The sequence below is a fragment of the Jiella pacifica genome, assembly GCF_010500815.1.
Lineage (GTDB): Bacteria > Pseudomonadota > Alphaproteobacteria > Rhizobiales > Rhizobiaceae > Jiella > Jiella pacifica.
On record NZ_JAAAMG010000029.1, the window covers coordinates 31,162 to 56,829 of the forward strand.

The window sequence follows — 25,668 nt, forward strand, 5'->3', positions numbered from 1 at the left end:
ACGACGGGTGGGGGAACCCGCCGCGCGGCGCAGTCCAGGTCGATTTTCAGGCGAAAGCGGGGGAGGGCGATGGTCCTCCCCCGCTTTCGTTCGTCCCGACGAATGAGCGGCGCGGCCGGACCGCCCAAGGGAGCTGAAAGATCATGCCCCGGACCGGCGGGTTAAACTGCGTTCATGATCTGCGCAGCGACCTTGCTGCACGACCGGTCCCGTCCATTTGCTGCAGGAGCGAACAGCAAAGGATGAAGACCATGCAGCTCGAGGGAAACGTCGCCGTCGTCACGGGTGCGAGCTCGGGGATCGGCAGGACCATCGCCGAGACTTTCGTGCGCGAAGGCGGCAAGGTGGCGATCTGCGACATCAACATGGACGGCGCCGAGAAGGTCGTCGCCGAGATCAGGGCGAAGGGCGGCGACGCCATGGCCGTCGAAATGGACGTCACCGACGAGGACGCGGTGAACCGCGGGGTCGATCAGGTGGCGGAGCGATACGGCCGGATCGACACGATGGTCTCCAATGCCGGCATTCAGATCGTCCACCCGATCGAGGAGTTTCCCTATGCCGAGTTCCGCAAGCTGGTGACGATCCATCTCGACGGGTCGTTCCTTCTGACCAAGGCCTGCGTCAAGCACATGTATCCGAGGAAATCCGGCTCATTGATCTACATGGGGTCGGTGCACAGCCATGAACCGTCTGCCCTGAAGACCGCCTATGTCGCGGCCAAGCACGGCATTCTCGGTCTTTCCCGGGTGATGGCCAAGGAAGGCGCCAAGCACGGCGTCCGCTCCAACACCATCTGTCCGGGCTTCGTGAAGACGCCGCTGGTCGAGAAGCAGATCCCCGAACAGGCGCAGTCGCTCGGCATCTCCGAGGAAGACGTGGTCAACAAGATCATGCTGGGGGAGACGGTGGACCAGGAGTTCACCACCATGCAGGATGTCGCCGACGTCGCGCTGTTCCTGGCGGGCTTCAAGTCGAACGCCCTCACCGGCCAGTCGATCGTGCCGAGCCACGGCTGGTACATGGCCTGAGCCGAAACGACTGCGCTCATGCGGGGCGCTTGCTTTCGCAGGAGCAGGCGTTCGGCACCATGCCTTCGTCGGCGCGGATGCGACCGCTCCCGGCGATCCGTCGCGTTGACATGTCGACGAGCCATTACAGGCGCCGCCGCCTTGACGGGCGGGGCGGGCTATCAACCCCCGCGGGCTTTCGCCCATTCGGAAACCGGGACTTTTCGCGATAGCAAGTTACGGAATTGCAATCTTAAGTAGCAAATCGATCGAGCCGCCAGACTGCCTGCAACAGCACCGCCTGACATCTGCGTGACTTCAACGTAACTCCGGCTGATATTTGCCTCGGCGAACAGTAGAGGCAGGGAGGCGGCCTGTCGCGATAAGATGACGTTCACCAATTCCTGCCAGAACGGAATGAGCCTCAAGTGGAGAGCCGTTCCAAACTGGTCGGAGAGTGAGAATTGTCCTTCGTGAATATGTCGATTTCCCGGAAGCTCGCGCTTGCTCTCGGTTTCCTGTCGCTCCTCTCGCTCGCCATGGGTGCGACGATTTTCTGGACGGCCAACCAGATCGCCGATGCCGCGGACGCCAAGGACAGCCGCACCGCAATCACCGATGCCGCGATCGATGCGCGGTTCGCTCTGGCCCGGCAGGAGAACTCGCTGCGCGGCTTCATGATCACCCGGGACGAATACTTCGCCGGCCGGGTGAAGGAGCACCACAAGACCTTCGAGGCCGCACTCGCCAAGCTGCGTGATCTCGCCGGCCCCGACAGCGCCTTCGCGGCTAAGTATGGAGACGTTCAGGTTGCGATGACCGCCTGGCAGACCGAGATCGCCGATCCCGTCATCGCCGCGGCCCGCCAGGAGGCGACCTATCCCGCCGCCCTTGCGATCTTCAATTCCGGCAAGGCCGACAAATTCATCGAGCCGATCGAGGAGGCGCTCGACTCGGAGCGGGACACGGCCCGGCAGGCACTGGCGGACGCCCAGATCCTCGAAAAAGGCGCGATCGCGATCTCGCACAATACCATCGCCGCCGCTCTCATCGCCATCGCCATCTCGGCCGTGTCGCTCGGCGTCGTCCTCTCCAAGACCATCATCCGTCCGATCAGCGCGATGACCGAGGCGATGCGGCGGCTTGCCTCGGGTGACAACGCCGTGGCGGTTCCCGGCCGTGAACGCGGCGACGAGATCGGCGCGATGGCGGGTGCCGTCGATGTGTTCAAGCAGCAGGCGATCGCACGCGATCGGCTGGAGACGGAGGCCGAAGCCGCCCGCATTTCCGAGGCCGAGTCCAAGCAGCGCCAGGCCGATCTGGAACATGCCAAGGCGGAAGACCTCAGGGCCTTCATGGGCGTCGTCGACGCCGGTTTCGACCGCCTCTCCTCGGGCGACCTGACGGTGCGGATGACGGGCCAGGTGGCGCCGGAATTCGAGCCGATCCGCGCGAAGTTCAACGCTTCGGTGGAGGAACTGGAAGCGGCGATCGGCCGGGTGATCGGTGCCGTCGGCACGATCCGCACGGGCCTTTCGGAGATCACCGTCGCTTCCAACGATCTCGCCCATCGCACCGAGCAGCAGGCGGCGAGCCTGGAAGAGACCGTGGCGGCTCTCAGCGAGGTGACGAGCGGCGTCAACGACATGGCCGAGGACGCCGGCAAGGCTCGCCAGACCGCCCAGTCCGCCCGCCAGAAGGCGACCCGCGGCGGCGAGATCGTCGCCAATGCGGTGACGGCGATGAACGGCATCGAGACGTCGTCCCAGCAGATCTCGCAGATCATCGGGGTGATCGACGAGATCGCCTTCCAGACCAACCTCCTCGCCCTGAACGCCGGCGTCGAGGCGGCGCGGGCCGGCGAGGCGGGCAAGGGCTTTGCGGTGGTCGCCCAGGAAGTGCGGGCGCTGGCCCAGCGCTCGGCGGAGGCGGCGAAAGAGATCAAGGGCCTGATCACCGCTTCGTCGGAGCAGGTTGAAAAGGGTGTCGAGCTGGTCTCGGCGTCGGGCCAGTCGCTGGACGAGATCGTCGCCGAAGTCGCCGGCATGGCCGAGGTCGTCGCCAGGATCGCGGAATCGGCGCGCGAACAGGCGACGAGCCTGCGCGAAGTCGCCGGCGCGGCCGACCAGATGGACAAGGTGACCCAGCAGAACGCCGCCATGGTCGAGCAGTCGACGGCGGCCGCCCAGACGCTGTCGGCCGAGACCGACGGCCTCGCTCAGGCGGTGTCGCGGTTCAAGACGACCGGCGGCAAGAGCGTCGCGGCAACCCCGTCGCGGCCTCACGCTGCCGCTCCGAAGGCGCACAGGCCGGCCGCAAGGCCCGCACCCCGCGCCGTACCGCAGATGAAGTCGACGGGAACGGGCGGTGCCGCGCGCCAGCCCGTCGCGGCGACGGACAGCTGGGAAGAGTTCTGATCCCGGTGCCGGGAGAAGGGGAAGCGGCTGGCGAAACGGCGGCGAAGGGGACGACGAAGGACGGGGATGGCCGCGCGCCGTCCCCTCTCGCCGTCCGGGCGGGCGAACCATCACCCGTCAACGCCGTGCCACCGCAACACTTTGACGCGGCGCGCCGCGCGCTAGTTACCGTCTCCCCATCGGAGACACACTCATGGAAATCATCGCCATTCAGCCGCTCGTCGCGCTGATCGCCGGAATCCTCATCCTCGTCGTTCCGCGGCTCCTCAACATCATCGTGGCGATCTACCTGATCGTCGTCGGCCTGATGGGCCTCTTCCCCGACCTCATACACATCTGAAGGGGCGGGCGACGATGACCCGCCGGCTGGTGATCCTCGGCGGCGGCGCCGGCGGCTCCGAACTGGCCGCGAAGCTCGGCCGCCGGGACGACCTCGACGTCACCCTGGTCGACCGCCATCCCTCGCATCTGTGGAAGCCGCGGCTGCACGAATTCGCCGCCGGGACGATCGATTCGACGCTTTCGGAACTGAGCTACTACATGCTCGCCCGCATGCGCGGCTTTGCCTTCGAGCAGGGCGACGTCGAACGGATCGACCGGGCTGACAAGCAGGTGCACCTGACCGGACCGGCGGCGCCGGGCGGCGCCGGCGCCGTGCCGCGGCAGATCGCCTACGATCATCTCGTCGTCGCGCTCGGCGGGGTGACGCCGGATTTCGGCACGAAGGGCGTCGCCGAGCATGCCGTCCGCCTCGACGAGCGGTCCGACGCCGACCGATTTCGCGCCCGCTTCATCGCCTTGATGATCTCGGCCCGCGAGACCGGCCGCCCGGCGCGGGTCGTCATCGTCGGCTCGGGCGCAACCGGCACAGAGCTTGCCGCGCATCTGCGCCAGGTCGAGAGCGGGTTCTTCCGCAGGGCGGGCGAGACGCCGCGCGACATCCTGGAGATCCTGCTTGCCGAGGCGGCGCCGCAACTGATGCCGGGGGCCGACGAGGAGCTGCGCCGGAACGTCGCGGCGCGGCTCGACGCTCTCGACGTCGAGACGTTGACCGGGGCGAAGATCGCCGAGATCACCGCCGACAGCGTCGTCGAGGCGGACGGGACCCGGCATCCGGCCGACATCTCGGTGTGGGCGGCCGGCCTCGTCGGCAATCCGCGGCTTGCCGAGCTTTCCGATTTCGACCTCGACAAGAAGGGACGGATCGTCGTTGATTCGCGGCTGCGCACGACGATGGATCCGGCGATCCAGGTGCTCGGTGATGCCGCGAGCTTGACGCCGGAGGGTGCCGAGACGCCGCTGCCGCCGACGGCCCAATGTGCCAGCCAGCAGGCGGACTACCTCGCCTCCGCGATCCCCGCGCTTCTCGCCGGCAAGGAACCCGAGCCCTTCGTCTACGACGATCGCGGCCGGCTCCTGTCGCTCGCCCGGGCGGGGTCGGTGGGACAGATCGGCTTCGGCCGCCAGCACGACCTCCTGGTCAAGGGTCAGTTCGCCAACGCCGCCTACAAGAGCCTGCAGCGCCGGCATCAATGGACGCTGCTCGGGCGGCTGCGCGGCGGCGTCGCGATCTTCGCCGACTGGATTTCCCCGGCCAAGGGCGCACAGCTCAAGCTGCACGGCTGATCCGGAGCATGTCGACGGGCGAGGGGCGCTTGGCACTGACCTCGACTGATTTTCGCGTTGGCGCATGTTTGCAATAATGTTGAAAGCTCGCGGCTGCATCGTTTCGTTTGCTCAGGATCAGCCGGACGCCGAGGGTCGCCGCCAGAGGAGGACGCATTGGATTTCGAACCGGTCAAGCTTGGCGAAATGCCGAAGGAGTCAGGGCGCGCCACCTTCATCCGCCGCCTGTTGACCAATCCTGCTACGGCAGCCCCGGCCGAACTCTACGAAAGCAAGGTGGTCTCGCCGAAATTTGCCGCGGGCAAGCTCGTCTACGTCGCCGATGCAGCGCACCTCGAGACGATCTTTGTCGAGCGGCCCGAGGACTTTCCGAAGGGGCGCATCGACCAGCGGATCCTCAGGCCGATCTTCAACGACGGCCTGCTCCTGGCCGAGGGCGGCGACTGGCGCTGGAAGCGCCGGCTCACCGCGCCGGTGTTTTCGCCGGCCGCGATGAAGCGCTTCCTGCCTGACATCGTCGCGCCCTTCGTCACGACGGCCGAGGCGTTTCTGGCCGCCGGGAACGGTCCCGTCGACGCTTCCGGCGCGATGAAGTCGGCGACGCTTGAGGTCATCGACCGGCTGCTCTTCGGCGGCGAGCGGGAGATCGATCCCGACGCGATCATGACCCATGTCGAAAACTATCTGGCGCCGACGCCCTGGATGGTCGCCTACGCCCTTTTCGGTATCTCCCCGGCGATGCCTTTCCCCGGCCAAAGGCGCCAGTCGCGGGCAAGGGATGGCGCCCGGAACATTCTCGGCGAGTTCGTCGCAAGACGCCGGGCGGGCGAGCGTTCGAGCGACGACCTGACCAATCGCCTGCTCGCGGCCAGCGACCCGGAGACCGGCGGCGTCCTGTCCGACGGCGACATGGTGGACATGCTCCTGACCCTGCAGGCAGCCGGCCACGAAACCTCGGCCAATGCGCTGACCTGGGCGCTCTATCTCCTGACCCGGCTGCCTGCCGTGCAGGAGCAGCTGATCGCCGAAGTCGACGCGGTCACGGCCGGCGGGCCGGTGACCTACGACCAAATGCCGCGCCTCCTCGCGGTGCGCGCCTTTATCGAGGAGACGATGCGGCTTTATCCGCCGGCGCCGTCCCTGTCGCGCATGGCCCGCAAGGCGGAAAACTTTTCCGGCGTCGCGGTGGAGGCGGGCGCGGCTGTCCTCGTCCCCGTCCATCTCATCCATCGCCATCCGGACTATTGGAAGCGGCCCGATGCCTTCGATCTCGATCGCTTCCTGCGGCCCGGCCGCCCGCCGCGCACCGTCTACATGCCGTTCGGCGCAGGCCCGAAGATCTGCGTCGGAGCGCAGCTCGCTTTGAGCGAGATGACCGCCGGGCTCGCGACGCTGCTGCAGGCCGTCCGGTTCGAGCCGGCGACAGGCGGCGAGCCGCGGCCGCTTCATCGCGTGACGCTTCGCCCGGCCGACGATCTCTTGGTGATGGCCGCGCCGCGAGGCGGACGGCTGCGCCCGAAAACCTCGTTCACCGCGCCCCGGGCAGCGTGAAAGGCCGAAGATATTCCGCGTGCTCTGCCCTCTGCGCGGCCACGCCGGCACAGTGCGGGTTGAAGCGGTTTTGCTAACGCGGCCTTAATCTTAAGGGCGCCTTAACCCTCTTCGGCTAGCCTCTGGGAAGGTGTGGACGAGGCCGGCCCCACGGTCGGCAGATCGTCGAAAAGAAGTCGCAGCGGGTCAGGTGAATGGCGTACGTAACGGTCGGCGGAGACGAGACTTCACTCTTTCGGCGGGGTCTGGAGATGATGGGGGCCATAGGCCTCCTGCTCCTTTCGGCCTATCTCGGCCTTGCCTGCGCCACATGGTCGGTCACCGACCCCTCGCTCAGCCAGTCCAACCAGAACATGATCGAGAACGCCGCCGGGGCGACCGGCGCGATCGTCGCCGACCTGATGATGCAGATCTTCGGCATCGGCGCGACGCTGGTGATCGGCCTGCCGGTGATCTGGGCGCTGCGGCTGATCCGCGGCAACGGTGTCGATCACATCTGGAAGCGCGGCTGGTTCGCCGTCGGCGGCATCGTCCTGTTCTGCGCGGCGCTCGGCTGCATCGAGCCGCCGGCCACCTGGCCGCTGCCGATCGGCATCGGCGGCGTCGCGGGCGATCTCGTCCTGAAGATCCCGGCCTCGCTTTTCGGCGGCTATCCCAGTGGTTTCACCGCGCTCGTCCTGGCCGTGCTGCTGGCCGCTCCGGCTGTCTGGCTCTATCTCAACGGCGCCGCCCTGATCGGCCGCTACGCCACCAGTGCCGAGAAGCGCAGGCTCGCCGAGGAAGACGATGGCGAAGGGCGCTTCGCCCTCCTCTTCGGCGCCGCGGCGCATGGCTTCTACTCGCTCAAGGCCGCCTGGCAACGCCGCAGCGAGCAGCGCCAGAAGCTCAAGGAACCCGATTTCGGCGACCGCTTCGACGAGTGGCACGACGCCGACGAGGCGGCCTTCGCGCCGCCGCCCCCGGCTCCCGTCGAGCGGGCCGGCCGGTCGATCCGGGTGCAGATGCCGGTCAATGACGGCAACAGCTTCGTCGACCCCACCGACTGGCAGGAAGACGAGGACGCCGCCGCGGCAGCCTGGGCGGCGGCCGACGAGACCGTCTGGCAGGACGATCGGCAGGCCGCCTATCCGGCCGCTCCGGTCGCGACGCAGAGCAAGGCCGACGACTTTATCGTCGACGAGCACGAAGACGAGCGCACCGACTTCGAGGAAGAGATCGCGGCCGCGGTATCGCAGGAGGTGCCCCCGGCCGCCGCGGCTCGCGACGACGCCATGTCCTTCAGCGCCGACGACCGGGTGACCGGGCGCGGCGGCGAGGAAGACGGCGGCGGCTGGCGCGGCCTGCTTGCCGGCAACATCGTCGCCTTTCCAGGCCGCAAGGCCGGCCAGCGGGCCGAACGCCAGGACGGCGAGCGCCGCGACCCGGCGCCGGCGCAGGAGCCGCAGCGGCCCCGCCCGCAGGCGCCACAGGCCGCACCCTCGCGCGGCCCCGCAGCCGGCGACGCGGCGGCCCGCGTCGTGCCCCAGCAGCGCACGGTGACCGCCGACCAGCAGCGACTGCGCAGCGGCTCCGGCCGGGCCGTGGCGATGAAGTCGGCGCCGCAGCCGATGACGGTGGCCGATTCGGCGAGTTTCGAGCTCCCTTCGATCGACTTCCTGTCGCCCCCCAAGGCGACGGCGCGCGACTCTTCGATGTCGCCCGAGGCGCTGCAGGAGAACGCGCGGCTGCTCGAGGGCGTGCTGGAAGACTTCGGCGTCAAGGGCGAAATCATCGAGGTCCGGCCCGGCCCGGTCGTCACGCTGTATGAGTTGGAGCCGGCGCCCGGCATCAAGTCGTCCCGCGTCATCGGCCTTGCCGACGACATCGCCCGGTCGATGTCGGCCATCGCCGCCCGCGTCGCCGTCATTCCCGGCAAGAACGCCATCGGCATCGAACTGCCGAACCAGCGCCGCGAGACCGTCTACTATCGCGAGATGATCGCGTCGGAAGCCTTCGCCCAGAACAAGGGCAAGCTGCCGCTCGTCCTCGGCAAGACCATCGGCGGCGAGGCGGTGATCGCCGATCTCGCCAAGATGCCGCATCTGCTCGTCGCCGGCACGACCGGTTCAGGCAAGTCGGTGTCGATCAACACGATGATCCTGTCGCTGCTCTACCGGTTCACCCCGGCGGAATGCCGGCTGATCATGATCGACCCGAAGATGCTGGAACTGTCGATCTACGACGGCATCCCGCATCTCCTCTCGCCGGTCGTCACCGACCCGAAGAAGGCCGTCGTCGCGCTGAAGTGGACGGTCCGCGAGATGGAGGACCGCTACCGCAAGATGTCGAAGGTGGGCGTCCGAAACATCGACGGCTTCAACACCCGCGTGAAGAGTGCTCTCGACAAGGGCGAGACGATGTCGCGCACGGTCCAGACCGGCTTCGACCGGGAGACCGGCGAGCCGATCTTCGAGACCGAGGAGTTCGATCTCGAGCCGTTGCCCTACATCGTCGTCATCATCGACGAGATGGCCGACCTGATGATGGTCGCCGGCAAGGACATCGAGGGCGCCGTCCAGCGCCTTGCGCAGATGGCGAGAGCCGCCGGCATTCATGTGATCATGGCCACCCAGCGCCCCTCGGTCGACGTCATCACCGGCACGATCAAGGCGAACTTCCCGACCCGCATCTCCTTCCAGGTGACGTCGAAGATCGATTCGCGCACCATCCTCGGCGAGCAGGGCGCCGAGCAGTTGCTCGGCATGGGCGACATGCTGTTCATGGCCGGCGGCGGCCGCACCCAGCGCGTCCATGGTCCCTTCGTCGACGACCAGGAAGTCGAGGCGATCGTCAGCCATCTGAAGTCGCAAGGGGTGCCCGACTATCTCGACGCGATCCTCGTGGACGAGGACGAGGACGAGGACGGTGGGGCTTCCGGCGGCGGTTCCTCGAACGGGGGCGGTTCGTCCGGCGGCGACGATTCCGACGATCCCTACGACCAGGCCGTGGCGGTCGTCCTCAGGGACGGCAAGGCGTCCACGTCCTACATCCAGCGCCGCCTCGGCATCGGCTACAACCGCGCCGCCTCGATCATCGAGAAGATGGAGCAGGAGGGCATCGTCGGCCCGGCCAACCACGCCGGCAAGCGCGAGATCCTGGTGCCGACGGAAGACGAGATGTAGTCGGGCGTCGGGACGGCAGGCGAGGGGGGCCGGATTCCTTCCTGGCTCGCCTCGCTTTCCGTCTCTCGGTCGTCGACCGTAAGCGCCACGGCACGTTCATCCAGCGGCGGCCAGAGCCTCGTCCTTCGTAATGGGGAAAATCAAGAAGACGCAGCTGCCGCTGGCAGACATGGTGCTCGACGAGGAGCCGCAGCGGACTGATCGGGCGTTGATCGGGCGTTACGACCGGGGTGGGCTGAACGTTATGGCCAGCGTTTCCCACTCATCGTAGGGCGCCAGCGCCTCGAGACCGCCATAGGGCGCGCAGCGCTGGATGGCCCGCACCGCGCTCTTGGCGAGAACGTCGAAACCCTTGCCCTGTCCGAGACCGCGCTCGACTTCAGGCGTCGCCGCAAGGTCACCGGCCGGGGTGAGCCGGACCGTGACCTTTGCCGTACCGCCGTCGAGCGAGATTGGTGGCGCCGACCAGCAGGCGGCAATCCGTCTCTGCAGCTCTGCGGAGACTGCCGCCCGGTCGCTCCCGGCCACCGCCGGCGTTGCCGACACCCCCGCGACGAGAAGAGCGAGCGCGCCGGCAGGCCACCGGATTGTCACGGCCGTCAGCTCCGGTTGAGCAGCGCCAGCAAGCTCGACGTGTCCCAGCGCCTGCCGCCCATCGCCTCGACCTCGGCGTAGAACTGGTCGACCAGCGCGGTGACCGGCAGGCGGGCGCCGTTGCGCTTGGCTTCGGCAAGGCAGATGCCGAGGTCCTTGCGCATCCATTCGACGGCGAAGCCGTGGTCGTAATGGCCTTGGTTCATGGTCTTGTGGCGGTTTTCCATCTGCCAGGAGCCGGCGGCGCCCTTGGAGATCACCCCGACGACCTTTTCGATGTCGAGGCCGGCCTTCTGGCCGAAGGCGATGGATTCGGCGAGGCCCTGCACGAGGCCGGCGATGCAGATCTGGTTCATCATCTTGGTGAGCTGGCCGGACCCGGCCGGCCCCATCAGCCCGACCATCTTGGCGTAGCATTCGATGACCGGCCTGGCGGCTTCGAAATCGGCTTCCGCCCCGCCGCACATCACGGTCAGTGCGCCGTTTTCCGCGCCCGCCTGGCCGCCGGAGACCGGTGCGTCGACAAACTTGAAGCCCTTTTCGCTGGCAGCCTCCGCCAGCTCGCGGGCGAGTTCGGCGGAGGCGGTGGTGTTGTCGATCAGCGTCGCGCCCTGCTTCATGCCGGCGAAGATGCCGTCGTCGCCATAGACGACCGAGCGCACGTCGTCGTCGTTGCCGACGCACATGAAGACGAAATCACAGCCCTCGGCGGCTTCGCGCGGTGAGGATGCGGCCGCGCCGCCAAACTGGCCGGCCCATTTCGACGCCTTCTCGGCAGTTCGGTTCCAGACGGTGACCTCGTGGCCGCCCTTTTCCTTCAGATGGCCGGCCATGGGATAGCCCATCACGCCCAGTCCGATGAATGCGACCTTCGCCATCTGTCCGTCTCCCCGTCACGTCGGCTTCGTCGTGTCTGCTTTGGTCTGCGAACTAGACCGGTGCCTGCCGGGGTCAATCGGACCGTGAGCACGAAGACCCTCGGTGGCCGGAAAGTCCGGCGGAAAGGCGACGTGCGCGGCTCTCGATCCGTCGGCCGAGGACGCTGACGTCTCCACCCGTCGAACCCATGCCGATCTTCGCCGAGCCGGCGGCTCGGCGAAGATCGCGATCCGGAGCCGGGAGGCGCATGCTTCCGGGATCAGGCCGCCCTGGCGAAGGATGTGACCCGCTCATCGGGAAGGGTGAAGGTTTCGACCAGGCCGTTGAGGCGGTCGCCTTCCCCGGCCAGCGACTGGATGGCGTTGGTGGTCTGCTCGACCATTGCCGCGTTCTGCTGCGTCACCTGGTCGAGCTCACCCATCGCGACGCTGATCTCGCCGAGGCGCCGTGCCTGATCGCGGGAGGTTTCGGCGATCCCTTCCAGCGCCGCATTGACGGTCTGGATGTTGCTTTCGATCGCATTCAGCGACTGGCCGGTGCGTCGGACCAGCGAGACGCCGCCCTCGACCTCGTGGGTCGAGCGCTGGATCAGCTTGCCGATCTCGGCCGCGGCATTGGCGGAGCGCTGGGCGAGTTCGCGCACTTCCTGGGCGACGACCGCAAAGCCCTTGCCCGCTTCGCCCGCCCGCGCCGCCTCGACGCCGGCGTTCAGGGCGAGGAGATTGGTCTGGAAAGCGATCTCGTCGATCACCCCGATGATCGTCTCGATCTCCTTGGACGAGGCTTCGATCCGCTCCATGGCGCTGATCGCCTGGCTGACCACCTCGGACGAGCGGCCGGCATCGGCGACCGTGCGTTCGGTGGTCTTCACCGCGTCGTCGCAGCGGGCGAGCGAACCGCGCAGCGAATCGTTGGTCTCGGCGAGCGAAGCGACCGTCTGTTCGAGGGTCGCCGCCTGGCGCTCCGTGCGGCGGGACAGCTCCCCGGAGGATTCCTGAAGCTCGAAGGATTCGTGGCGCACATGGGTGGCCGCCTGGCTGATCGACTGGATGGTCGCCGAGAGCTGCTCCAGCGAACGGTTGTAGTCGTGCCGCAGGCTCTCCAGCGCAGCGGGGAAGGGCGTCCTGATCCGCGTGTCCAGCCGGCCCGCAGCCAGCGCCTTCATGCCGTCGGCGAGGACGCGCACGGTGTGCTCGAGTTCCCGGGCGTTTCTCTCGCGCTCGGCGCTGGTCTGCTCGCGCTCCTCTGCAAGCTGATGGTCCTTGGCCAGAGTGGCCGCTTCGATCTCGTCCTTCTCGATGGCGTTGCGCTTGAAGGAATCGAGCGCCCGGCTCATCGCGCCGATCTCGTCCTTGCGGCCCAGCGTGTCGATGGTGATGGTCTTGTCGCCGTCGGTCAGCCGGTTCATCAGGCCGGCGAGATCGGTCAGCGGGCGCGTCAGGCGCGCCGAGACGAGGAAGCCGATCAGCGCCATGGCGAGCACGATGGCGAGCGTCGTTCCGAGCGCATACCAGGCGAGATCGTCGGCGGAGGCCAGCATCGTCTCCTCGTCTTCGCCGATGGCGAGGAGCATGGTCTCTCCGAGAACGTCGACGGGTTGCCAGACGTAGAACTCGCCTTGGCCCGCGACCTCGGCAAAGGCCGCCCCGGCACGAGCCTGGCGCGCCGCGGTCTGCAACGTCTCGGGCAGGCCGGCCGAGGCGGCGCCGCTCTTGCCGGCTTCGATCCGGCCCGCGGGCGAGAGCAGCATGGCCTCGTCGATCCCGTTCGCGCCGGTCGCCGGGGCGATCACCTGATCGAGGCGGGTCGCGGCGATGCGCACGACGATGGTGCCGCGGCGCTCGTTCTTGCCCCAGTTGCTGAAGTTTAGGGATCGGGCCAGGAAGGCCGAGCGGGCGTCTGATGCGGCGGGATAGGTGGTCAGCCCCGTCGTGACGACATCGTCCGGCCCGGCCGCTTCCGATCGCGCGACGATGTCGGCCAGGGTCCCGCCTTCAAGCTCGGCGACGTTCCGCAGCAGTTCGGGACCTTTTGCGGCGCTGAACGACACGGTGCCATTGGGGGCGACGACATAGATGTCAGCGAGCTGCGCGCTCGCCAGGGCATTGATGAGCGAGGCGTGGAACCGGCCGTATTTCATCGCGTAGAGCAGCCGGGAATTTTCGCCCTCATAGGCGATGCGCTCTTCGGTGGACTTGCTCGGATCCTGGAAGTGCTCGGCGATCTTGGGTCCCTCTGCGGCGAGGATATTGTCCATCCCGTCCATGGTCTCGCCGAGCGTATTGTTGCGAGCGACCTCGCCGAGCGCCTCTTCGGCCCGGCGCAGATAGGACGAAAGGGCGTCGGCTCGCACGCTGGCGACCATGGCGAGCCGTGCCTGGCTGGCTTCGATCAGCCCGTCCCTGCCGATCCGGTAGCTGAGGGCCCCGACGGCCGTGCCGGCCACGAGGGCCGCACCGACGACGAGGAGGGCGAATTTCGCCTTGATCGAGAGAGAGCCGAGCCGCATGTGATTTTTTCTCATGGAGGATTATCGTTTCCAACGATACTTTCCAGAGTCTCTTTCGAATTGATGAATCCACAACGTCTCGTTACGCAAAAATGTCGCAGGGGGACCGTCGTCGTCCGGGCAAAGCGGGGGGGGGGCGGCGGACTCTCCCGTGAGCCGGCGTCAGCGCTTCAGATGCACTGTCAGCCGCCGTTCGGCCCAGTTGGTGGCGTGGCGCAGCGCCTCGACGAGGGCAAGGTAGAGGAGCGCCGCCCAGACATAGGTCTGGAAGTCGTAGGTGCGCGAATAGGCCTGCCGCGTTTCGCCGAAGAGATCGTAGACGGTGATGATCGCGACGATGGCCGAGGCCTTGATCATCAGGATGATCTCGTTGGCATAGGGGCGCAGCGCGACGATCATCGCCTGCGGGAGCACCACCTTGAAGAAGATGACGGAGCCCGGAAGCCCGAGCGAGCGGCCGCCCTCCCACTGGCCCTTGGGCACGCTCTCGATCGCCCCGCGCAGGATCTCCGCCTGATAGGCGGCCGTGTTCAGCGCCAGCGACAGGAGCCCGCAATACCAGGCCTCGCGGAAGAACCACCACATCCCGATCGCCTCGAAGAAGTCGTGGAACTGGCCGAAGCCGTAATAGACGAGGAAGATCTGGGCGATCAGCGGCGTGCCGCGGAAGAAATAGACGAAGGCGAAGGCCGAGCCCCCGGCGATCGGATTGGCCGACATCCGGCCGAGGGCGACGGGCAGCGAGACGAGGGCGCCGAGGACGAAGGAGACCGCGACGAGGGAAACCGTCACCCACAGGCCGCTGAGATAGGACCAGCCGAAGCGCGCGATCAGCGTCGTGTCGAAGGCCTTCGCGAAATAGATCACGAAGGCGATGGCGAACGCGATCCACACGCCGATGGCGATCATGCCGGCGATCTTCGGCTTCTGCGGCGGTGGCGCCGGCGCGGCGAGGGAAGGCCCGTTGCCGCTCATCTCGCCACCTCGCCGCGCTTGGTCCAGCGGTCGATGCCGCCGATCACGAAAGAGGAGAGGATCGTCAGGACGAGATAGAGGACGATCGCGGTGCCGAAGAACAGGAACGGCTCGCGCGACACCCGGGCGGCGATCTGCGCCTGGCGCAGGATGTCGGCGAGGCCGATGACCGAGACCAGCGCCGTATCCTTCAGAAGGTTCATCCACAGATTGCCGAGGCCAGGAAGCGCGATCTTGATCAGCTGCGGCAGGATGACGAGGAGCATCACCTTCGTCCGGCCGAGGCCGAGAGCCATGCCGCCCTCTCGCTGGCCGTGGGGGATCGCCCGGAAGGCGGACAGGAAGACTTCACTGGCGAAGGCCGAGAAGACGACGCCGAGCGCCACCATGCCGGAGACGAAGCTCGACAGCGCGATGTCCGGCAGGCCGGTCGCCTGCGACAGGGACTTCAGCCCGGCATTGACGCCGAAATAGACCAGAAACAAGGTCAGGAGCTCGGGCAGGCCGCGAAAGATCGTCGTGAAGATGTCGGCCGAAAGCTTCAGCAGCCGGTCGTCCGACTGCTTGGCCAGCGACAGAAAGAAGCCGAGGCAGAGCCCGATCGGTAGCGTTGCGAGCGACAATGTGACGGTGACGACGACGCCGGTGGCGAGTTCGTCGCCCCAGCCGGTCGATCCGAAACCGAGAAGGGTAAGGGATTCGTTCATGCGATCCGTTGGTGGACGATCCGTTCGCTGCCGCGGTCACGGGGATGGTCTGGATATCCCTGTCTCATGCCGAAAAGGGCCGCCGGAGACGAAGCCGGCGACCCTTTTCGTCTTCTATCGTGCGTCTCGCCTCACTGAGCGGCCGGCGTTTCGCCATAGACGTCGAAGTCGAAATACGTCTTCTGGATCTTGTCGTAAGTTCCGTCCTCGCGGATCGCCACGATGGCGTCGTCGAGCATCTTCTTCAGCTTGTCGTCGCCCTTCCTGAGGCCGATGCCGATGCCCTTGCCGTAGATGGCGGGGTCGGCCGGCAGGGTGGACAGCAGCTTGCAGCAGGCGCCGGCGTCGCTCTTCAGCCACTCGTCGAGCACCACAACGTCGTCGACTACGGCGTCGAGGCGGCCGTTCTCGATGTCGAGCTTGTATTCCTCGGCGGTCGGATACTGGCGGATGTCCGCGTCGGGGAACAGTGCGGCGGCCGCCTGGGCGTGAGTGGTCGAGACCTGCGCGCCGACCGCCTTGCCGGACAGCGCCGCGTCGGTCGCCTCGGTGATCTCCGAGTCCTTCGGCACGGCGACGGCGGGGGGCGTCTGGTAGTATTTGCTGGTGAAGGCGATCTGCTCCTCACGCTCCGGCGTGATCGACATGGAGGCGACGATGGCGTCGAAATTGCCGTTCTGCAGGGCCGGGATCATGCCGTCCCAATCCTGCGTCACGAAGGTACATTCGACCTTCATCTGGGCGCACAAGGCCTTGGCGATGTCGACGTCGAAGCCCTTGAGTTCGCCCGCGGCGTCGAGGAAGTTGAAGGGTGGGTAGGCTCCTTCGGTGCCGATCACGACCTTCGACCAGTCCTTGTCGGCGTCGCTCTCCTGAGCGACGGCCGATCCGGCGAACAGCGCCGAGAGCGCGGCGGCGAGAGCGAGTGATGGAGCAAGACGCATGGAAGACCTCTTTGTCGTCAGGAAATGTCTGTTCATTGGCCCACCGGCGGCCTTGATGCCGCGCGATTGAGCATGCTTCGTCGAAAGGCATGCTGGCATTTTTCGAAAGCCGAAAGCAACTCCCGGGTGATCGATGAACGTTTCTCGACCGTCGCCGGCCGCGCCGAGCCGCTCACTGATCGGTTTCCTTCGAGAGGAAAGCCGCGGCACGGGCGAGATCATCCGGGGTGTTGACGTTGAAGAACGGATCCCCGCCGGGAGCGCCGGGAGCGGGCTCTATCGCCACTTCGCGATAGCCGGTCGCCTCCAGGAAGGCGCGAATCGCCAGCGGCCGGCCTGAGTCGAGCCAGCGGCCGAGATCGGCGAGGACCGTCAGCGGCCAGAGGCTTGCCGCCGGCTGCGGCCGGCCCGCGAAAGAGGCGATCACCGGCCGGTCTCCGGCCGCAGATTGCAGGGTCGGGACGAGATCGCCCGGCAGAAACGGCGTGTCGCCTGGCGCGACGACGAGTTGCCGCGCTCCGTCTTCGGCGGACGGGCCGCCGTTTCTCTCGACCAGCGTCAGCAGCCCCGCCTCGATGCCGGCCAGCGGACCCAAGAGGCCGGGCCTGCGGTCCGGCGCGAGCGCGAGGCCGAAACACTCGAAACGCTGGCCGGGAGGCGCCGCGAGGAGGAGTGGAGCCGCGTGCGCCGACAGCCTGTCGATCACATGGGCGATCAGCGGCCGGCCGGCGAGTTCGACGAGGGGCTTGGGAATGCCGCCGCCCATGCGGCTGCCCCGTCCGCCGGCGAGGATGAGGCCGGCCGGCTTGTTCGGACCGGTCACCGTTTCCCCCGTCAAGCGTTGCGGACCCGCCGCGCCGCCATGGCGACGATGAGCGAGCCGAGCCCGAAGGCGGCCATCAGCGCGAACAGGCCGATCGGGCCGCCATGGCGGGTGGCGACCAGCGAGGCGGCGAAGGAGGCGAGCGCCCCGGTGCCGATCTGCAGCGCGCCCAGCATGCCCGCCGCCGCGCCCGCGGCGTGGGGGACGACGCTGACGCCGCCGGCCGTCGAGGTGGGGGTCGCCAGGCCGTTGCCGATGCCGACGAGGAACATCGGCGCGAACACCGTCGCGGGCGTCAGCCATCCGACGACGATGAAGGCGAGGGAGAGGAGCGCCGCCGACATCGAGATGGCGCTTCCCGCCACCATCAGCGTCTTGATGCCGAGCCGCTCGGACAGTTGGGCGGTCATGAAGTTGCCGAGGATGTAGCCCGCGGCGCACAGCCCGAACCACAGGCCGTATTCGGCCGGCGTCATGTGCAGAATGTTTACTGCGACGAAGGGGGCGCCGCCGAGAAAGGCGAAAAACACCGCCGAGATCAGCGCCGAGACGAGCGCGTAGCTCCAGAACGAGCCGGCGCCCAGCAGCGCGCCGTAGTTCTTGAACTGGTCGCGCATCGGCTTGCCGCGGTCGGCATTGGTTTCCGACAGATCGGCGAGGAGAAGGCCGATCGTGACGACGCCGATCGCGGCCAGCAGCCAGAACACCCAACGCCAGCCGAAGGCCGTGTCGATCGAGCCGCCGATCAGCGGTCCGAGCATCGGCGCGACGGCAAGGCCCATGGTGACGTAGCCGATCATCGCTGCGGCACGCTCGCGCTCGAAGACGTCGCGGACGATCGCCCGCGACAAAGCGATGCCGGTGGCGCTCGCCGCCTGCACGACGCGGCCGGCGAGAAACAGCCAGACCTCCTCGGCGGCGAGGCACATCCCGGTGCCCACCATGAACAGCACCATGCCGCCGATGATCACCGGCCGGCGGCCATAGCGATCGGACAGCGGCCCGGCGACGAGCTGGATCAACGCCGTAGCGGCGAGATAGAGCGACAGGCCGAGGCCGACGATCGCCTCTTCCGCCAGGAGATCACGGGCAATCGAGGCCATCGACGGGATGAAGATATTGATGGCGAGCGGCGAGAGGGCCGAGGCGACGATCAGCGTCACGAGCATCGGCCGGCGTGTCGCCGCGGCCGCGACGGGGGACTGCGTCTCGCGATGAATTGCCATGTCGGGGATCGTCGCGCCTGTCTCTTCGAGGTTTGCGGCGACAGGGCGCCAGCGGTTCGGTCGCAGCGGAAGATGGCCCCCGACGCCGGCCTGGCAAGGGTGCGCAGAGCGTGGCCGCTGCGCGGCCATCTCCTGCAGGGGTGCTTGGCCAGATTGGGCTCTCGCCGCGTTCAGAGCCAGGCGAGATGGTCACGATCGCGCGAGAATCGCACCGATTCCGGCACTTCGTTAAAAACGTCCTTCGTGTGGAAAGAAATACTCAGTCGATGCTTCGCAGAGTTCTTGCTTCAGCGCGGCTGGAGAAGGGCAGATGGGATTCGACTTTTCGGCGGTCACCGCCCTTCTCGGCGGATATTCCGCCCATCGCAAGCTTCCGTTCGATCCGGACGACCCCTTGCGTCGGCATCGACGCAGCGACGACCGGCATCGCGGCGGGGCAGTGGGTCCGCTTGATGGTCCCGATGACGATAAGGAAAGCCTCGCCGCCGCCGCGATGCGGCTCGACGGTCCGCCGGTCACGGGCGGCGCACCCGGTGCCGTTTCCGGTATCGGCCGGGCGCTCGACGCGCTGATGTCGGCAGAAGAGACCCGGCGCCGCAAGACGAACGAGGCGCCAGGCCCCGCCGACGCCGACGCCACGCCGCTGTCAGCGGCGCTCAAGGCGTCATTGCCGGTGCGAAGTGCGCTGCCTGCGCCGAAGGCGTCGGACGGGCAGCCGTGGCTTCCTGCCGTGGCGCGTGAGAGCGAGCGGAATTGGGACGAGATCCGCGAATTCATCGAGGCGCTGGGTCGGGCCGAACGCCCGGCGGAGGCGCAACCCGGATTGGCGAAACGCAGCGACGTGCGGCCCTGGCTGCCGAAGAAGGCATCGTAGGAGCGGCGTCGTAGGACAGGGGAAGCCGCCCCTCGGCGGATGCTCGGCAGCGCCGGGGAACGGCCAGGGCAGAGGGAGGAAAGACGGGTGAGCTTCGATCTATCGTCGATCTTGAAATTCCTGGCGCGCGCCATTTTGAAGCTGGTGCAGGAGCGGCTGGCGAAGAACGCCGTTCCCGAGCCTGCTCCCCCCGCGTCGGCGCCGCCCGCAGCCCCAACGGTCGAGGTGAGAGCCACCACGCCGAGCGACCGGGTGCTGGCGGCGGTCGTCGATCTGAAGCTCGACCCGCGCGCGTCGCAGTCCAAGCAGGCCGATGTCGCCAGTGCCGCGGCCGCTCTTTCGACGCAGAGCCTCGCCGACGATGCCCGATCCCGCGGGACGACCGCGGCTCTTGGCGCCGTGCCCGATGCGGAGCGCGAACGGTTCCGCCAGGCCGCGCTCGAAACCCAAGAGAACTGGCGCAGCAAGCGTCTCCTCGCGGCGCTCGCCGAGCGGACCGGGACGGTCGACCTCCTGGGAACGCCCTCGGGCGCGGGGAAGCCGAACCCGTCGCCCACCGCCTCGACGGCAGCGGACAAGGAACTCTCGCAGGCCCAGGCCAATCTGCGCGCCGCGCTGCAGGCTTATCGGGCGCTGGAGAGCGCCTGAGCCTCTTACGGCGGAAAAAGCCCTGGGTGCCGGGCCCGTTCTGCCGAGTGCCACGGCCGAAAGATCAGCTGCCGGCCGGGCCCTTCAGCGTCATCGTCACTGGGCCGACCAGCTTGTCGTAAGTGGCACGCTCGTCCTCCGGGTAGCGGATCGCCACCGAATGGATGAGATTGCCGCGGAAGATGTAGCGCTCGTAGAAGATCTTGCCGTCGCGATAGCCCGAGACCACGGCCCAGCGGCGGCCCGAGGCGTCATAGGTGACGTCGTCCGTTCGGCCGCGGGCGCGGATGACGGATTTCGGCGTCTCGTCGCCGGCGTTTTCGCGGGCATAGATGAAGATCTGCGCGCCGTCCGGCGATGCCCAGGCGAGGCCGTCGCCTTCCACGGGCGCCGGCAGCTTTTGCGGAAACGCCTCGGACGGAAAGCTCGCCTTGGTGCCGAAGCGCTCGTTCTTGTAGGTCACCTGGTCTGCCAGGACCGGGCCGCAAAAGATCGTCGCGGCAAGGCCTCCGGCTGCCGCGATGGAAAGGCTTCGATGGTTGCGCATGTTATCCTCCGGTCACGCTCATATGTCGCGAGACGGCGGGTTTGCGCGTCTCTCGATCGATAATGAAGTCGTGTCCCTTCGGTTTCCTGCCGATGGCCTCGTCGATGGCGTTCGACAGGAGTTCGTTGCCCTCGGACGCTCTGAGCGGCGCCCTGAGGTCGGCTGCGTCCTCCTGGCCGAGGCACATGTAGAGGGTGCCGGTGCAGGTCAGCCGGACGCGGTTGCAGCTTTCGCAGAAATTGTGGGTGAGCGGAGTGATGAAGCCGAGCCGGCCGCCGGTTTCCTTCACCTCGACATAGCGGGCCGGCCCGCCGGTCTTGTAGGGTATGTCGGTCAGAGTGAAGCGCTCGGCCAGTCCCGCCCTGACGGCGGAAAGCGGCAGATACTGGTCGGTGCGGTCGCCGTCGATCTCGCCGAGCGGCATCGTCTCGATCAGCGTCAGATCCATGCCCCGGCCATGGGCCCATTCGAGCATCGACGGGATCTCGTCGTCGTTGAAGCCCTTCAGGGCGACGGCGTTGAGCTTGATCTTGATGCCGGCCGCCTGCGCCGCGTCGATCCCCGCCATCACCTTGCCGAAATCGCCCCAGCGGGTGATCGCCTTGAACTTGTCGGGGTCGAGCGTATCGAGCGAAACGTTGATGCGCTTCACCCCGCAATCGGCGAGTTCGCCAGCGAAACGCTCCAGCTGCGAGCCGTTGGTGGTGATCGTCAGCTCGTCGAGCGCGCCGCTCCGGAGATGGCGCGACAGCGAGCGGATGAGATGCATGATGTTGCGCCTTACCAGCGGCTCGCCGCCGGTCAGCCGCAGCTTGCGGACACCCTTTTCGACGAAGGCGGTCGACAGCCGATCGAGTTCTTCCAGCGTCAGGAGATCGCGCTTCGGCAGGAAGGTCATGTCTTCCGCCATGCAGTAGACGCAGCGGAAATCGCAGCGGTCGGTGACGGAAATCCTGAGATAGGTGATCGCGCGGCCGAACGGATCGATCATTTCACCGAGCGGAGCCGGGCGGGCGGGAGCCGCCGCAGCTCCAGGACGGTCGATGATGTCGCGGGCAATCGCCATGTTCGAAAATCGTCCTTCGGCGGGTGGTCAGGTGGATCGAAGATGATTTGCGACCTTCGGTCGAGGCCGGCGCGTAGGGCGCCAGACTCCATCGAAATCGATCCACATGCTTGCATTTCGTCGGTCGAATGTGGAATTGCGCAGGGCCAGGGTCAAGCCGCAGGGGCCGATCAAGCCATTGGAAAAGCGACCGTGACCGTTCCAGCCAGGGTCGCCGCAGAGAGGTTTCGACAATGAACGCCAAGGTGGATGCCCCGAGCGAGCTGAAGGTCTCGAAGGATCGCCGGACGCTGACCGTCGTCTGGCCGGACGGCGCGCGGGACGAATTTTCCGCCGAGATGCTGCGGGTTCTCTCCCCCTCGGCCGAGGTGCGCGGCCATTCGGAGGCCGAGCGCAAGACCGTCCCGGGCAAGATCGACGTGACGATCCGCGACCTCCAGCCGGTCGGCCATTACGCGGTGCGGATCGTCTTTGCCGACGGCCACGACACCGGGCTCTATTCCTGGAGCTACCTGTCGCAACTCGGCCGCGACAAGGACGCGCGCTGGCAGGGCTATCTGGACGAGATGAAGGCCAAGGGGCTGCGGCGCGAAGCCTAAGCCGCCGCACGTCCAGAAATCTGGCCGGCAATCGCCGGTCCGCTTCCTCCGCACGGCTCCGACAACGTCGCCTGTCGCTGCCGGAACTGTGGGATTTAGCTCGCTAGCAGAGCCTCAGGCCGGAGCCTGAGAGCGCTTGAACGCCTCCCGCTCGGTCAGCCGGCTGATGAAACCCTGGATCACGGCGCTCTCCGTGACACGCGGCGCCCCGAACATGGTGAAATACCGCAGTGTCGCGCCGAGGGCGATATCGGCGGCAGTGACGGTTTCGCCGGTGACATAGGGAGCTTCTGCCAGCTGCCGTTCGATCGTGTCGATGACGTCATCGTAGCTGCCCCAGCCCAGCGCGATCTTCGGCAGCGGCGGGGCATCCTTGCGCATCATCGCCTCGACCCCCGCGGGTTCCAGGCAGGAGGGGCCGAAGAACAGCCAGCGATAATAGCTGGCTCGTTCGCTGGTGCCCACTGCCGGGGCGAGACCTGCCGCGGGAAAGCAGTCGGCGAGATGGGCGAGGATCGCCGCCGCCTCGGTCATCACGGTGCCGTCGGGCAGGATCAGCGTCGGCAGCTTGCCCATCGGATTGATCGCGAGGAATTCCGGCGTGCGGTTCTCGCCCTTCTGGAAATCGATCGGGATGAGCTCGTAGTCGGCGCCGACCTCCTCCAGCATCCAGCGCGCCACCGCGGCGCGGCTCGTGGGATTGTAGTAGAGCTTGAAACGGCCTTGCATCAGGTTCTCTCCGAGGAACAAAAAGCGAATAGACAGGCAGCTATGCACCGGCCATCATGTCAGCATTGCGACGCCTCGGCCAAGGGATAGCGGGTTCTGCGAGCGCTCACAGCAGCCGCGGCTGAGCCGGCTCCGCCGCAGCCTCCGCGCCATCTTCCCTCGCTCCCTCCGCGACGATGGTCAGCGCCCCGTCGGCGAGCGGCCGCTGGAGCATCGCGGCTTCCGCCCAGGGCGCCGACAGCCAGAGGTCGATCTCGCCGGGTTCGGTCAGGATCACCGGCATCGCCTTGGGGTGGACGCGGCCGACTTCCTCGTTGGGCTCCGAGGTGAGAAAGCCGAAGAGATCGGCGGTCACTTCCCCTTCCTTGACCTTCCTGACGCTGGTCCATTCGGTCCAGATGCCGGCAAAGACGGCGAGCGGCCGGTCTTGCGACAGGGCGAACCAGACCGGCACCTTCTTTCCGGCCCGGTCCTCATATTCGGAAAAGCTGGTGAACGGGACGACGCAGCGATGCTCCGGCGAAAGCCAGCGGCGCCAGTGCGGGCTCTTGACGTTGCGGATGTTGGTGACGCCGGGATCGGCCTTGCGGTTCTTCAGGACGAAGGCCGGCGAGGGCATGCCCCAGCGCATCATCGTCAGCTCCCGCTCGCCCTCGACGTTGCGCACCACCGGCGCGGCGTAATCGGGAAAGACGCCGGGCAGCGGCGGCAGGTTGCCTGTCCTGTCGGCCATCGCCCGGGTGAACTCGCGGATCGCCTGCTGGCCCTTGGTGACGGAATAAAGGTTGCACATCGCGTCTGGCTCCGGCTCGTCCCGGCCAAAGTCGCCCCCGGGCGCGTCTTCGGCAAGTCCTCGGGCACCGGGTTCAGCTGGAGCGAGGACGGGGGCGCGTTCCCGAGCCGCCTAGCCTTGGCAGGGTGCGGGGTCTATGCGACAGATTTCGCTGGGTGGGGAGGAAGCATGACGGAAAGCATTGAGACCTTCGACTATGTCGTCGCCGGGGCGGGCTCGGCCGGCTGCGTGCTCGCCAACCGGCTTTCGGCAGATCCGAAGAACCGGGTGCTCTTGCTGGAGGGCGGCGGCAAGGACGGCTGGATCTGGTTTCACATCCCGGTCGGCTATCTCTTCGCCATCGGCAATCCGCGCGCCGACTGGATGTTCCGCACCGCCGAGGAGGCAGGGCTGAACGGCCGCTCGCTGGCCTATCCGCGTGGCAAGACGCTGGGCGGCTCCTCGGCGATCAACGCGATGATCTATATGCGCGGCCAGGCCGCCGACTACGACCACTGGCGCCAGCTCGGCCTGAAGGGCTGGGGCTGGGACGACGTTCTGCCGGTGTTCAAGCGGGTCGAGGATCACGTCGAGGGCGGCAACCAGTTTCACGGCACCGGCGGCGAGTGGCGGGTCGAGCACCCGCGGGTGAAGTGGGACATCCTCGACCGTATCCGCGACGCGGCGGAGGCTGCGGGTGTGCCGAAGATCCCCGACTTCAACACCGGCGACAATACCGGGTCGTCCTACTTTCAGGTCAACCAGAAGGGCGGTCGGCGATGGAGCGCGGCACGCGGCTTCCTGAAGCCGGTGCTGAAACGCCCCAATCTCAAGGTCGAGACCGGCGTTTCAATCGACCGGGTCGAGTTGACCGACGGCCGGGTGACCGCCGTCGTCTACCGCAAGGACGGCGCGACGCATCGCGCGGGCGTGCGCGGCGAGGCGGTTCTTTCGGCTGGCGCCGTCGGCTCGCCGCTGATTCTGGAGCGCTCCGGCATCGGCCATGGCGAGCGGCTCGCCGACCATGGCATCGACGTCGTGAAGCATCTGCCGGGGGTCGGCGAGAACCTGCAGGACCATCTACAGATCCGGCCGATCTATAAGGTGAACGGCATCAAGACGCTGAACACCGAATACTGGAACCTCGTTTCGCGTGCGATGATGGGTGTCAACTACGCGCTGTTTCGCAAGGGGCCGCTGACCATGGCACCGAGTCAGGTCGGCGCTTTCGTCAAGTCCTCGCCGGAATACGAGAGCGCCAATCTGGAATTCCATTTCCAGCCGCTGTCGCTCGACGACTGGGGCCAGGGCCTGCATCGTTTCGGCGCCTTCACCGCCAGCGTCTGTAATCTGCGCCCGACCAGCCGCGGCTCGATCCACCTCTCCGGACCTTTGCCGGAGGACCAGCCGGACATCCGGCCGAACTATCTGTCGACGGAAGCCGACCGGCGCGTTGCCGTCGATTCCCTGAAATGGGCGCGAAAAATCGTCTTCCAGAAGCCGATGGAGGCCTATCGGCCGGAGGAATACAAACCCGGCGCCCATGTCGCCTCGGAAGAGGAAATGCTGGTCGCCGCCGGTGATCTCGGCACGACGATCTTCCATCCCGTCGGTACCGCCAAGATGGGGACGGAGGACGACGCGATGGCCGTTCTCGACGACAGGCTGCGGGTGCGCGGGATCGCGGGGCTGCGGGTGATCGACGCCTCGGTGATGCCGGCGATCACCTCGGGCAACACCAATTCTCCGACCATCATGATCGCCGACAAGGGGGCGGAGATGATGCTGGAGGATGCCGGGCGACGGTGACGGCCGGCCGCTCCGAGGCGAATTGCGACATGTTCCATCAACGTCTGCAATTCCAGCCATTCAGCCTGACCACGGCGTCATTCTCGGGCCCCGTCCCGAGAATCCTGTGTGTTCGAATTGATGTATGGTGGGAAGCGGGAAGGAGGCCGGGAGAATCCTGGTCGTCCAGAAGACAGACCGCACCCTGGCATGGCCCCTTCCC

General features: G+C 67.1%; 22 protein-coding genes. 10 read left to right on the top strand and 12 right to left on the bottom strand.

The window, feature by feature from the left end:
* Window positions 1-251: 251 nt before the first annotated feature.
* The 6 genes from GTK09_RS23735 (at window position 252) to GTK09_RS23760 (ending at window position 9,765) form a co-directional block, all read left to right on the top strand.
* Window positions 252-1,031 (top strand): 3-hydroxybutyrate dehydrogenase, encoded by a 780-nt coding sequence (locus GTK09_RS23735; RefSeq protein WP_163465892.1) that lies wholly within the window; start codon window positions 252-254, stop codon window positions 1,029-1,031.
* Window positions 1,032-1,483: 452 nt separating this feature from the next.
* Window positions 1,484-3,427, top strand: coding sequence for a methyl-accepting chemotaxis protein (locus GTK09_RS23740; protein ID WP_312869950.1), 1,944 nt, complete (start codon window positions 1,484-1,486; stop codon window positions 3,425-3,427).
* A gap of 193 nt (window positions 3,428-3,620) precedes the next feature.
* Entirely contained in the window at window positions 3,621-3,767 is a 147-nt protein-coding gene (locus GTK09_RS23745) for a DUF3096 domain-containing protein (protein WP_163465894.1), read from the top strand.
* A gap of 14 nt (window positions 3,768-3,781) precedes the next feature.
* Window positions 3,782-5,053, top strand: coding sequence for an NAD(P)/FAD-dependent oxidoreductase (locus tag GTK09_RS23750; RefSeq protein WP_163465895.1), 1,272 nt, complete (start codon window positions 3,782-3,784; stop codon window positions 5,051-5,053).
* A gap of 156 nt (window positions 5,054-5,209) precedes the next feature.
* Window positions 5,210-6,604 (top strand): cytochrome P450, encoded by a 1,395-nt coding sequence (locus GTK09_RS23755; RefSeq protein WP_163465896.1) that lies wholly within the window; start codon window positions 5,210-5,212, stop codon window positions 6,602-6,604.
* A gap of 251 nt (window positions 6,605-6,855) precedes the next feature.
* Entirely contained in the window at window positions 6,856-9,765 is a 2,910-nt protein-coding gene (locus GTK09_RS23760) for an FtsK/SpoIIIE family DNA translocase (protein WP_246218099.1), read from the top strand.
* 219 nt (window positions 9,766-9,984) lie between these two features.
* Here GTK09_RS23760 and tolA read toward each other — a convergent pair whose 3' ends face one another.
* The 8 genes from tolA to GTK09_RS23800 form a co-directional block, all read right to left on the bottom strand.
* Window positions 9,985-10,359 carry a cell envelope integrity protein TolA gene (gene tolA, locus GTK09_RS23765; protein ID WP_163465898.1) on the bottom strand — a complete coding sequence of 125 codons (375 nt, stop codon included), beginning with the start codon at window positions 10,357-10,359 and terminating at the stop codon, window positions 9,985-9,987.
* A gap of 5 nt (window positions 10,360-10,364) precedes the next feature.
* Window positions 10,365-11,237, bottom strand: coding sequence for an NAD(P)-dependent oxidoreductase (locus GTK09_RS23770; protein ID WP_163465899.1), 873 nt, complete (start codon window positions 11,235-11,237; stop codon window positions 10,365-10,367).
* Window positions 11,238-11,497: 260 nt separating this feature from the next.
* Window positions 11,498-13,762, bottom strand: coding sequence for a methyl-accepting chemotaxis protein (locus tag GTK09_RS23775; protein ID WP_163465900.1), 2,265 nt, complete (start codon window positions 13,760-13,762; stop codon window positions 11,498-11,500).
* 147 nt (window positions 13,763-13,909) lie between these two features.
* Window positions 13,910-14,722, bottom strand: a complete 813-nt coding sequence (locus GTK09_RS23780; protein WP_163465901.1) for an ABC transporter permease — start codon at window positions 14,720-14,722, stop codon at window positions 13,910-13,912.
* Window positions 14,719-15,429 (bottom strand): ABC transporter permease, encoded by a 711-nt coding sequence (locus GTK09_RS23785; RefSeq protein ID WP_163465902.1) that lies wholly within the window; start codon window positions 15,427-15,429, stop codon window positions 14,719-14,721. The genes GTK09_RS23780 and GTK09_RS23785 overlap by 4 nt, the downstream gene beginning before the upstream one ends.
* A gap of 131 nt (window positions 15,430-15,560) precedes the next feature.
* Window positions 15,561-16,373 (bottom strand): lysine/arginine/ornithine ABC transporter substrate-binding protein, encoded by an 813-nt coding sequence (locus GTK09_RS23790; RefSeq protein ID WP_163465903.1) that lies wholly within the window; start codon window positions 16,371-16,373, stop codon window positions 15,561-15,563.
* A gap of 172 nt (window positions 16,374-16,545) precedes the next feature.
* Window positions 16,546-17,196: a molybdenum cofactor guanylyltransferase gene (gene mobA, locus GTK09_RS23795; RefSeq protein WP_203561179.1), complete on the bottom strand. Its 651-nt coding sequence runs from the start codon at window positions 17,194-17,196 to the stop codon at window positions 16,546-16,548.
* A gap of 11 nt (window positions 17,197-17,207) precedes the next feature.
* A complete protein-coding gene (locus GTK09_RS23800) occupies window positions 17,208-18,422 on the bottom strand; it encodes a multidrug effflux MFS transporter (protein ID WP_246218100.1) in 1,215 nt (404 codons plus the stop codon).
* A gap of 310 nt (window positions 18,423-18,732) precedes the next feature.
* Between GTK09_RS23800 and GTK09_RS23805 the strand changes: the two genes are divergently transcribed.
* Complete coding sequence (locus tag GTK09_RS23805; RefSeq protein WP_163465904.1) at window positions 18,733-19,296, top strand: hypothetical protein; 564 nt, start codon at window positions 18,733-18,735, stop codon at window positions 19,294-19,296.
* Window positions 19,297-19,383: 87 nt separating this feature from the next.
* Complete coding sequence (locus GTK09_RS23810; RefSeq protein ID WP_163465905.1) at window positions 19,384-19,944, top strand: hypothetical protein; 561 nt, start codon at window positions 19,384-19,386, stop codon at window positions 19,942-19,944.
* 64 nt (window positions 19,945-20,008) lie between these two features.
* Here the strand turns inward: GTK09_RS23810 and GTK09_RS23815 are convergent, their stop codons facing one another.
* Together GTK09_RS23815 and moaA are read right to left on the bottom strand one after the other, a co-directional pair.
* The gene (locus GTK09_RS23815; RefSeq protein ID WP_203561180.1) at window positions 20,009-20,491 is read right to left on the bottom strand and encodes a hypothetical protein; all 483 of its coding nucleotides are present in this window, start codon (window positions 20,489-20,491) and stop codon (window positions 20,009-20,011) included.
* A gap of 1 nt (window position 20,492) precedes the next feature.
* On the bottom strand, window positions 20,493-21,482 hold the full coding sequence (gene moaA / locus GTK09_RS23820) for a GTP 3',8-cyclase MoaA (protein WP_163465914.1): 990 nt from the start codon (window positions 21,480-21,482) through the stop codon (window positions 20,493-20,495).
* A gap of 308 nt (window positions 21,483-21,790) precedes the next feature.
* Between moaA and GTK09_RS23825 the strand changes: the two genes are divergently transcribed.
* The gene (locus tag GTK09_RS23825; RefSeq protein ID WP_163465906.1) at window positions 21,791-22,156 is read left to right on the top strand and encodes a gamma-butyrobetaine hydroxylase family protein; all 366 of its coding nucleotides are present in this window, start codon (window positions 21,791-21,793) and stop codon (window positions 22,154-22,156) included.
* Between the two features lie 114 nt (window positions 22,157-22,270).
* Here GTK09_RS23825 and GTK09_RS23830 read toward each other — a convergent pair whose 3' ends face one another.
* Window positions 22,271-22,885 carry a glutathione S-transferase family protein gene (locus tag GTK09_RS23830; RefSeq protein WP_163465907.1) on the bottom strand — a complete coding sequence of 205 codons (615 nt, stop codon included), beginning with the start codon at window positions 22,883-22,885 and terminating at the stop codon, window positions 22,271-22,273.
* 106 nt (window positions 22,886-22,991) lie between these two features.
* The gene (locus tag GTK09_RS23835) at window positions 22,992-23,678 is read right to left on the bottom strand and encodes an SOS response-associated peptidase (RefSeq protein ID WP_163465908.1); all 687 of its coding nucleotides are present in this window, start codon (window positions 23,676-23,678) and stop codon (window positions 22,992-22,994) included.
* A 168-nt stretch (window positions 23,679-23,846) separates the two neighbouring features.
* Here GTK09_RS23835 and GTK09_RS23840 point away from each other — a divergent pair, with 168 nt between their 5' ends.
* The gene (locus tag GTK09_RS23840; protein WP_163465909.1) at window positions 23,847-25,466 is read left to right on the top strand and encodes a GMC family oxidoreductase; all 1,620 of its coding nucleotides are present in this window, start codon (window positions 23,847-23,849) and stop codon (window positions 25,464-25,466) included.
* Window positions 25,467-25,668: the final 202 nt, after the last annotated feature.

Coding starts and splice junctions, on each gene's coding strand:
- GTK09_RS23735 (WP_163465892.1), top strand. CDS start 252: ATGCAGCTCGAGGGAAACGTCGCCGTCGTCACGGGTGCGAGCTCGGGG.
- GTK09_RS23745 (WP_163465894.1), top strand. CDS start 3,621: ATGGAAATCATCGCCATTCAGCCGCTCGTCGCGCTGATCGCCGGAATC.
- GTK09_RS23750 (WP_163465895.1), top strand. CDS start 3,782: ATGACCCGCCGGCTGGTGATCCTCGGCGGCGGCGCCGGCGGCTCCGAA.
- GTK09_RS23760 (WP_246218099.1), top strand. CDS start 6,856: ATGATGGGGGCCATAGGCCTCCTGCTCCTTTCGGCCTATCTCGGCCTT.
- GTK09_RS23770 (WP_163465899.1), bottom strand. CDS start 11,237: ATGGCGAAGGTCGCATTCATCGGACTGGGCGTGATGGGCTATCCCATG.
- GTK09_RS23775 (WP_163465900.1), bottom strand. CDS start 13,762: ATGAGAAAAAATCACATGCGGCTCGGCTCTCTCTCGATCAAGGCGAAA.
- GTK09_RS23780 (WP_163465901.1), bottom strand. CDS start 14,722: ATGAGCGGCAACGGGCCTTCCCTCGCCGCGCCGGCGCCACCGCCGCAG.
- GTK09_RS23785 (WP_163465902.1), bottom strand. CDS start 15,429: ATGAACGAATCCCTTACCCTTCTCGGTTTCGGATCGACCGGCTGGGGC.
- GTK09_RS23790 (WP_163465903.1), bottom strand. CDS start 16,373: ATGCGTCTTGCTCCATCACTCGCTCTCGCCGCCGCGCTCTCGGCGCTG.
- GTK09_RS23800 (WP_246218100.1), bottom strand. CDS start 18,422: ATGGCAATTCATCGCGAGACGCAGTCCCCCGTCGCGGCCGCGGCGACA.
- GTK09_RS23805 (WP_163465904.1), top strand. CDS start 18,733: ATGGGATTCGACTTTTCGGCGGTCACCGCCCTTCTCGGCGGATATTCC.
- GTK09_RS23815 (WP_203561180.1), bottom strand. CDS start 20,491: ATGCGCAACCATCGAAGCCTTTCCATCGCGGCAGCCGGAGGCCTTGCC.
- moaA (WP_163465914.1), bottom strand. CDS start 21,482: ATGATCGATCCGTTCGGCCGCGCGATCACCTATCTCAGGATTTCCGTC.
- GTK09_RS23825 (WP_163465906.1), top strand. CDS start 21,791: ATGAACGCCAAGGTGGATGCCCCGAGCGAGCTGAAGGTCTCGAAGGAT.
- GTK09_RS23830 (WP_163465907.1), bottom strand. CDS start 22,885: ATGCAAGGCCGTTTCAAGCTCTACTACAATCCCACGAGCCGCGCCGCG.
- GTK09_RS23835 (WP_163465908.1), bottom strand. CDS start 23,678: ATGTGCAACCTTTATTCCGTCACCAAGGGCCAGCAGGCGATCCGCGAG.
- GTK09_RS23840 (WP_163465909.1), top strand. CDS start 23,847: ATGACGGAAAGCATTGAGACCTTCGACTATGTCGTCGCCGGGGCGGGC.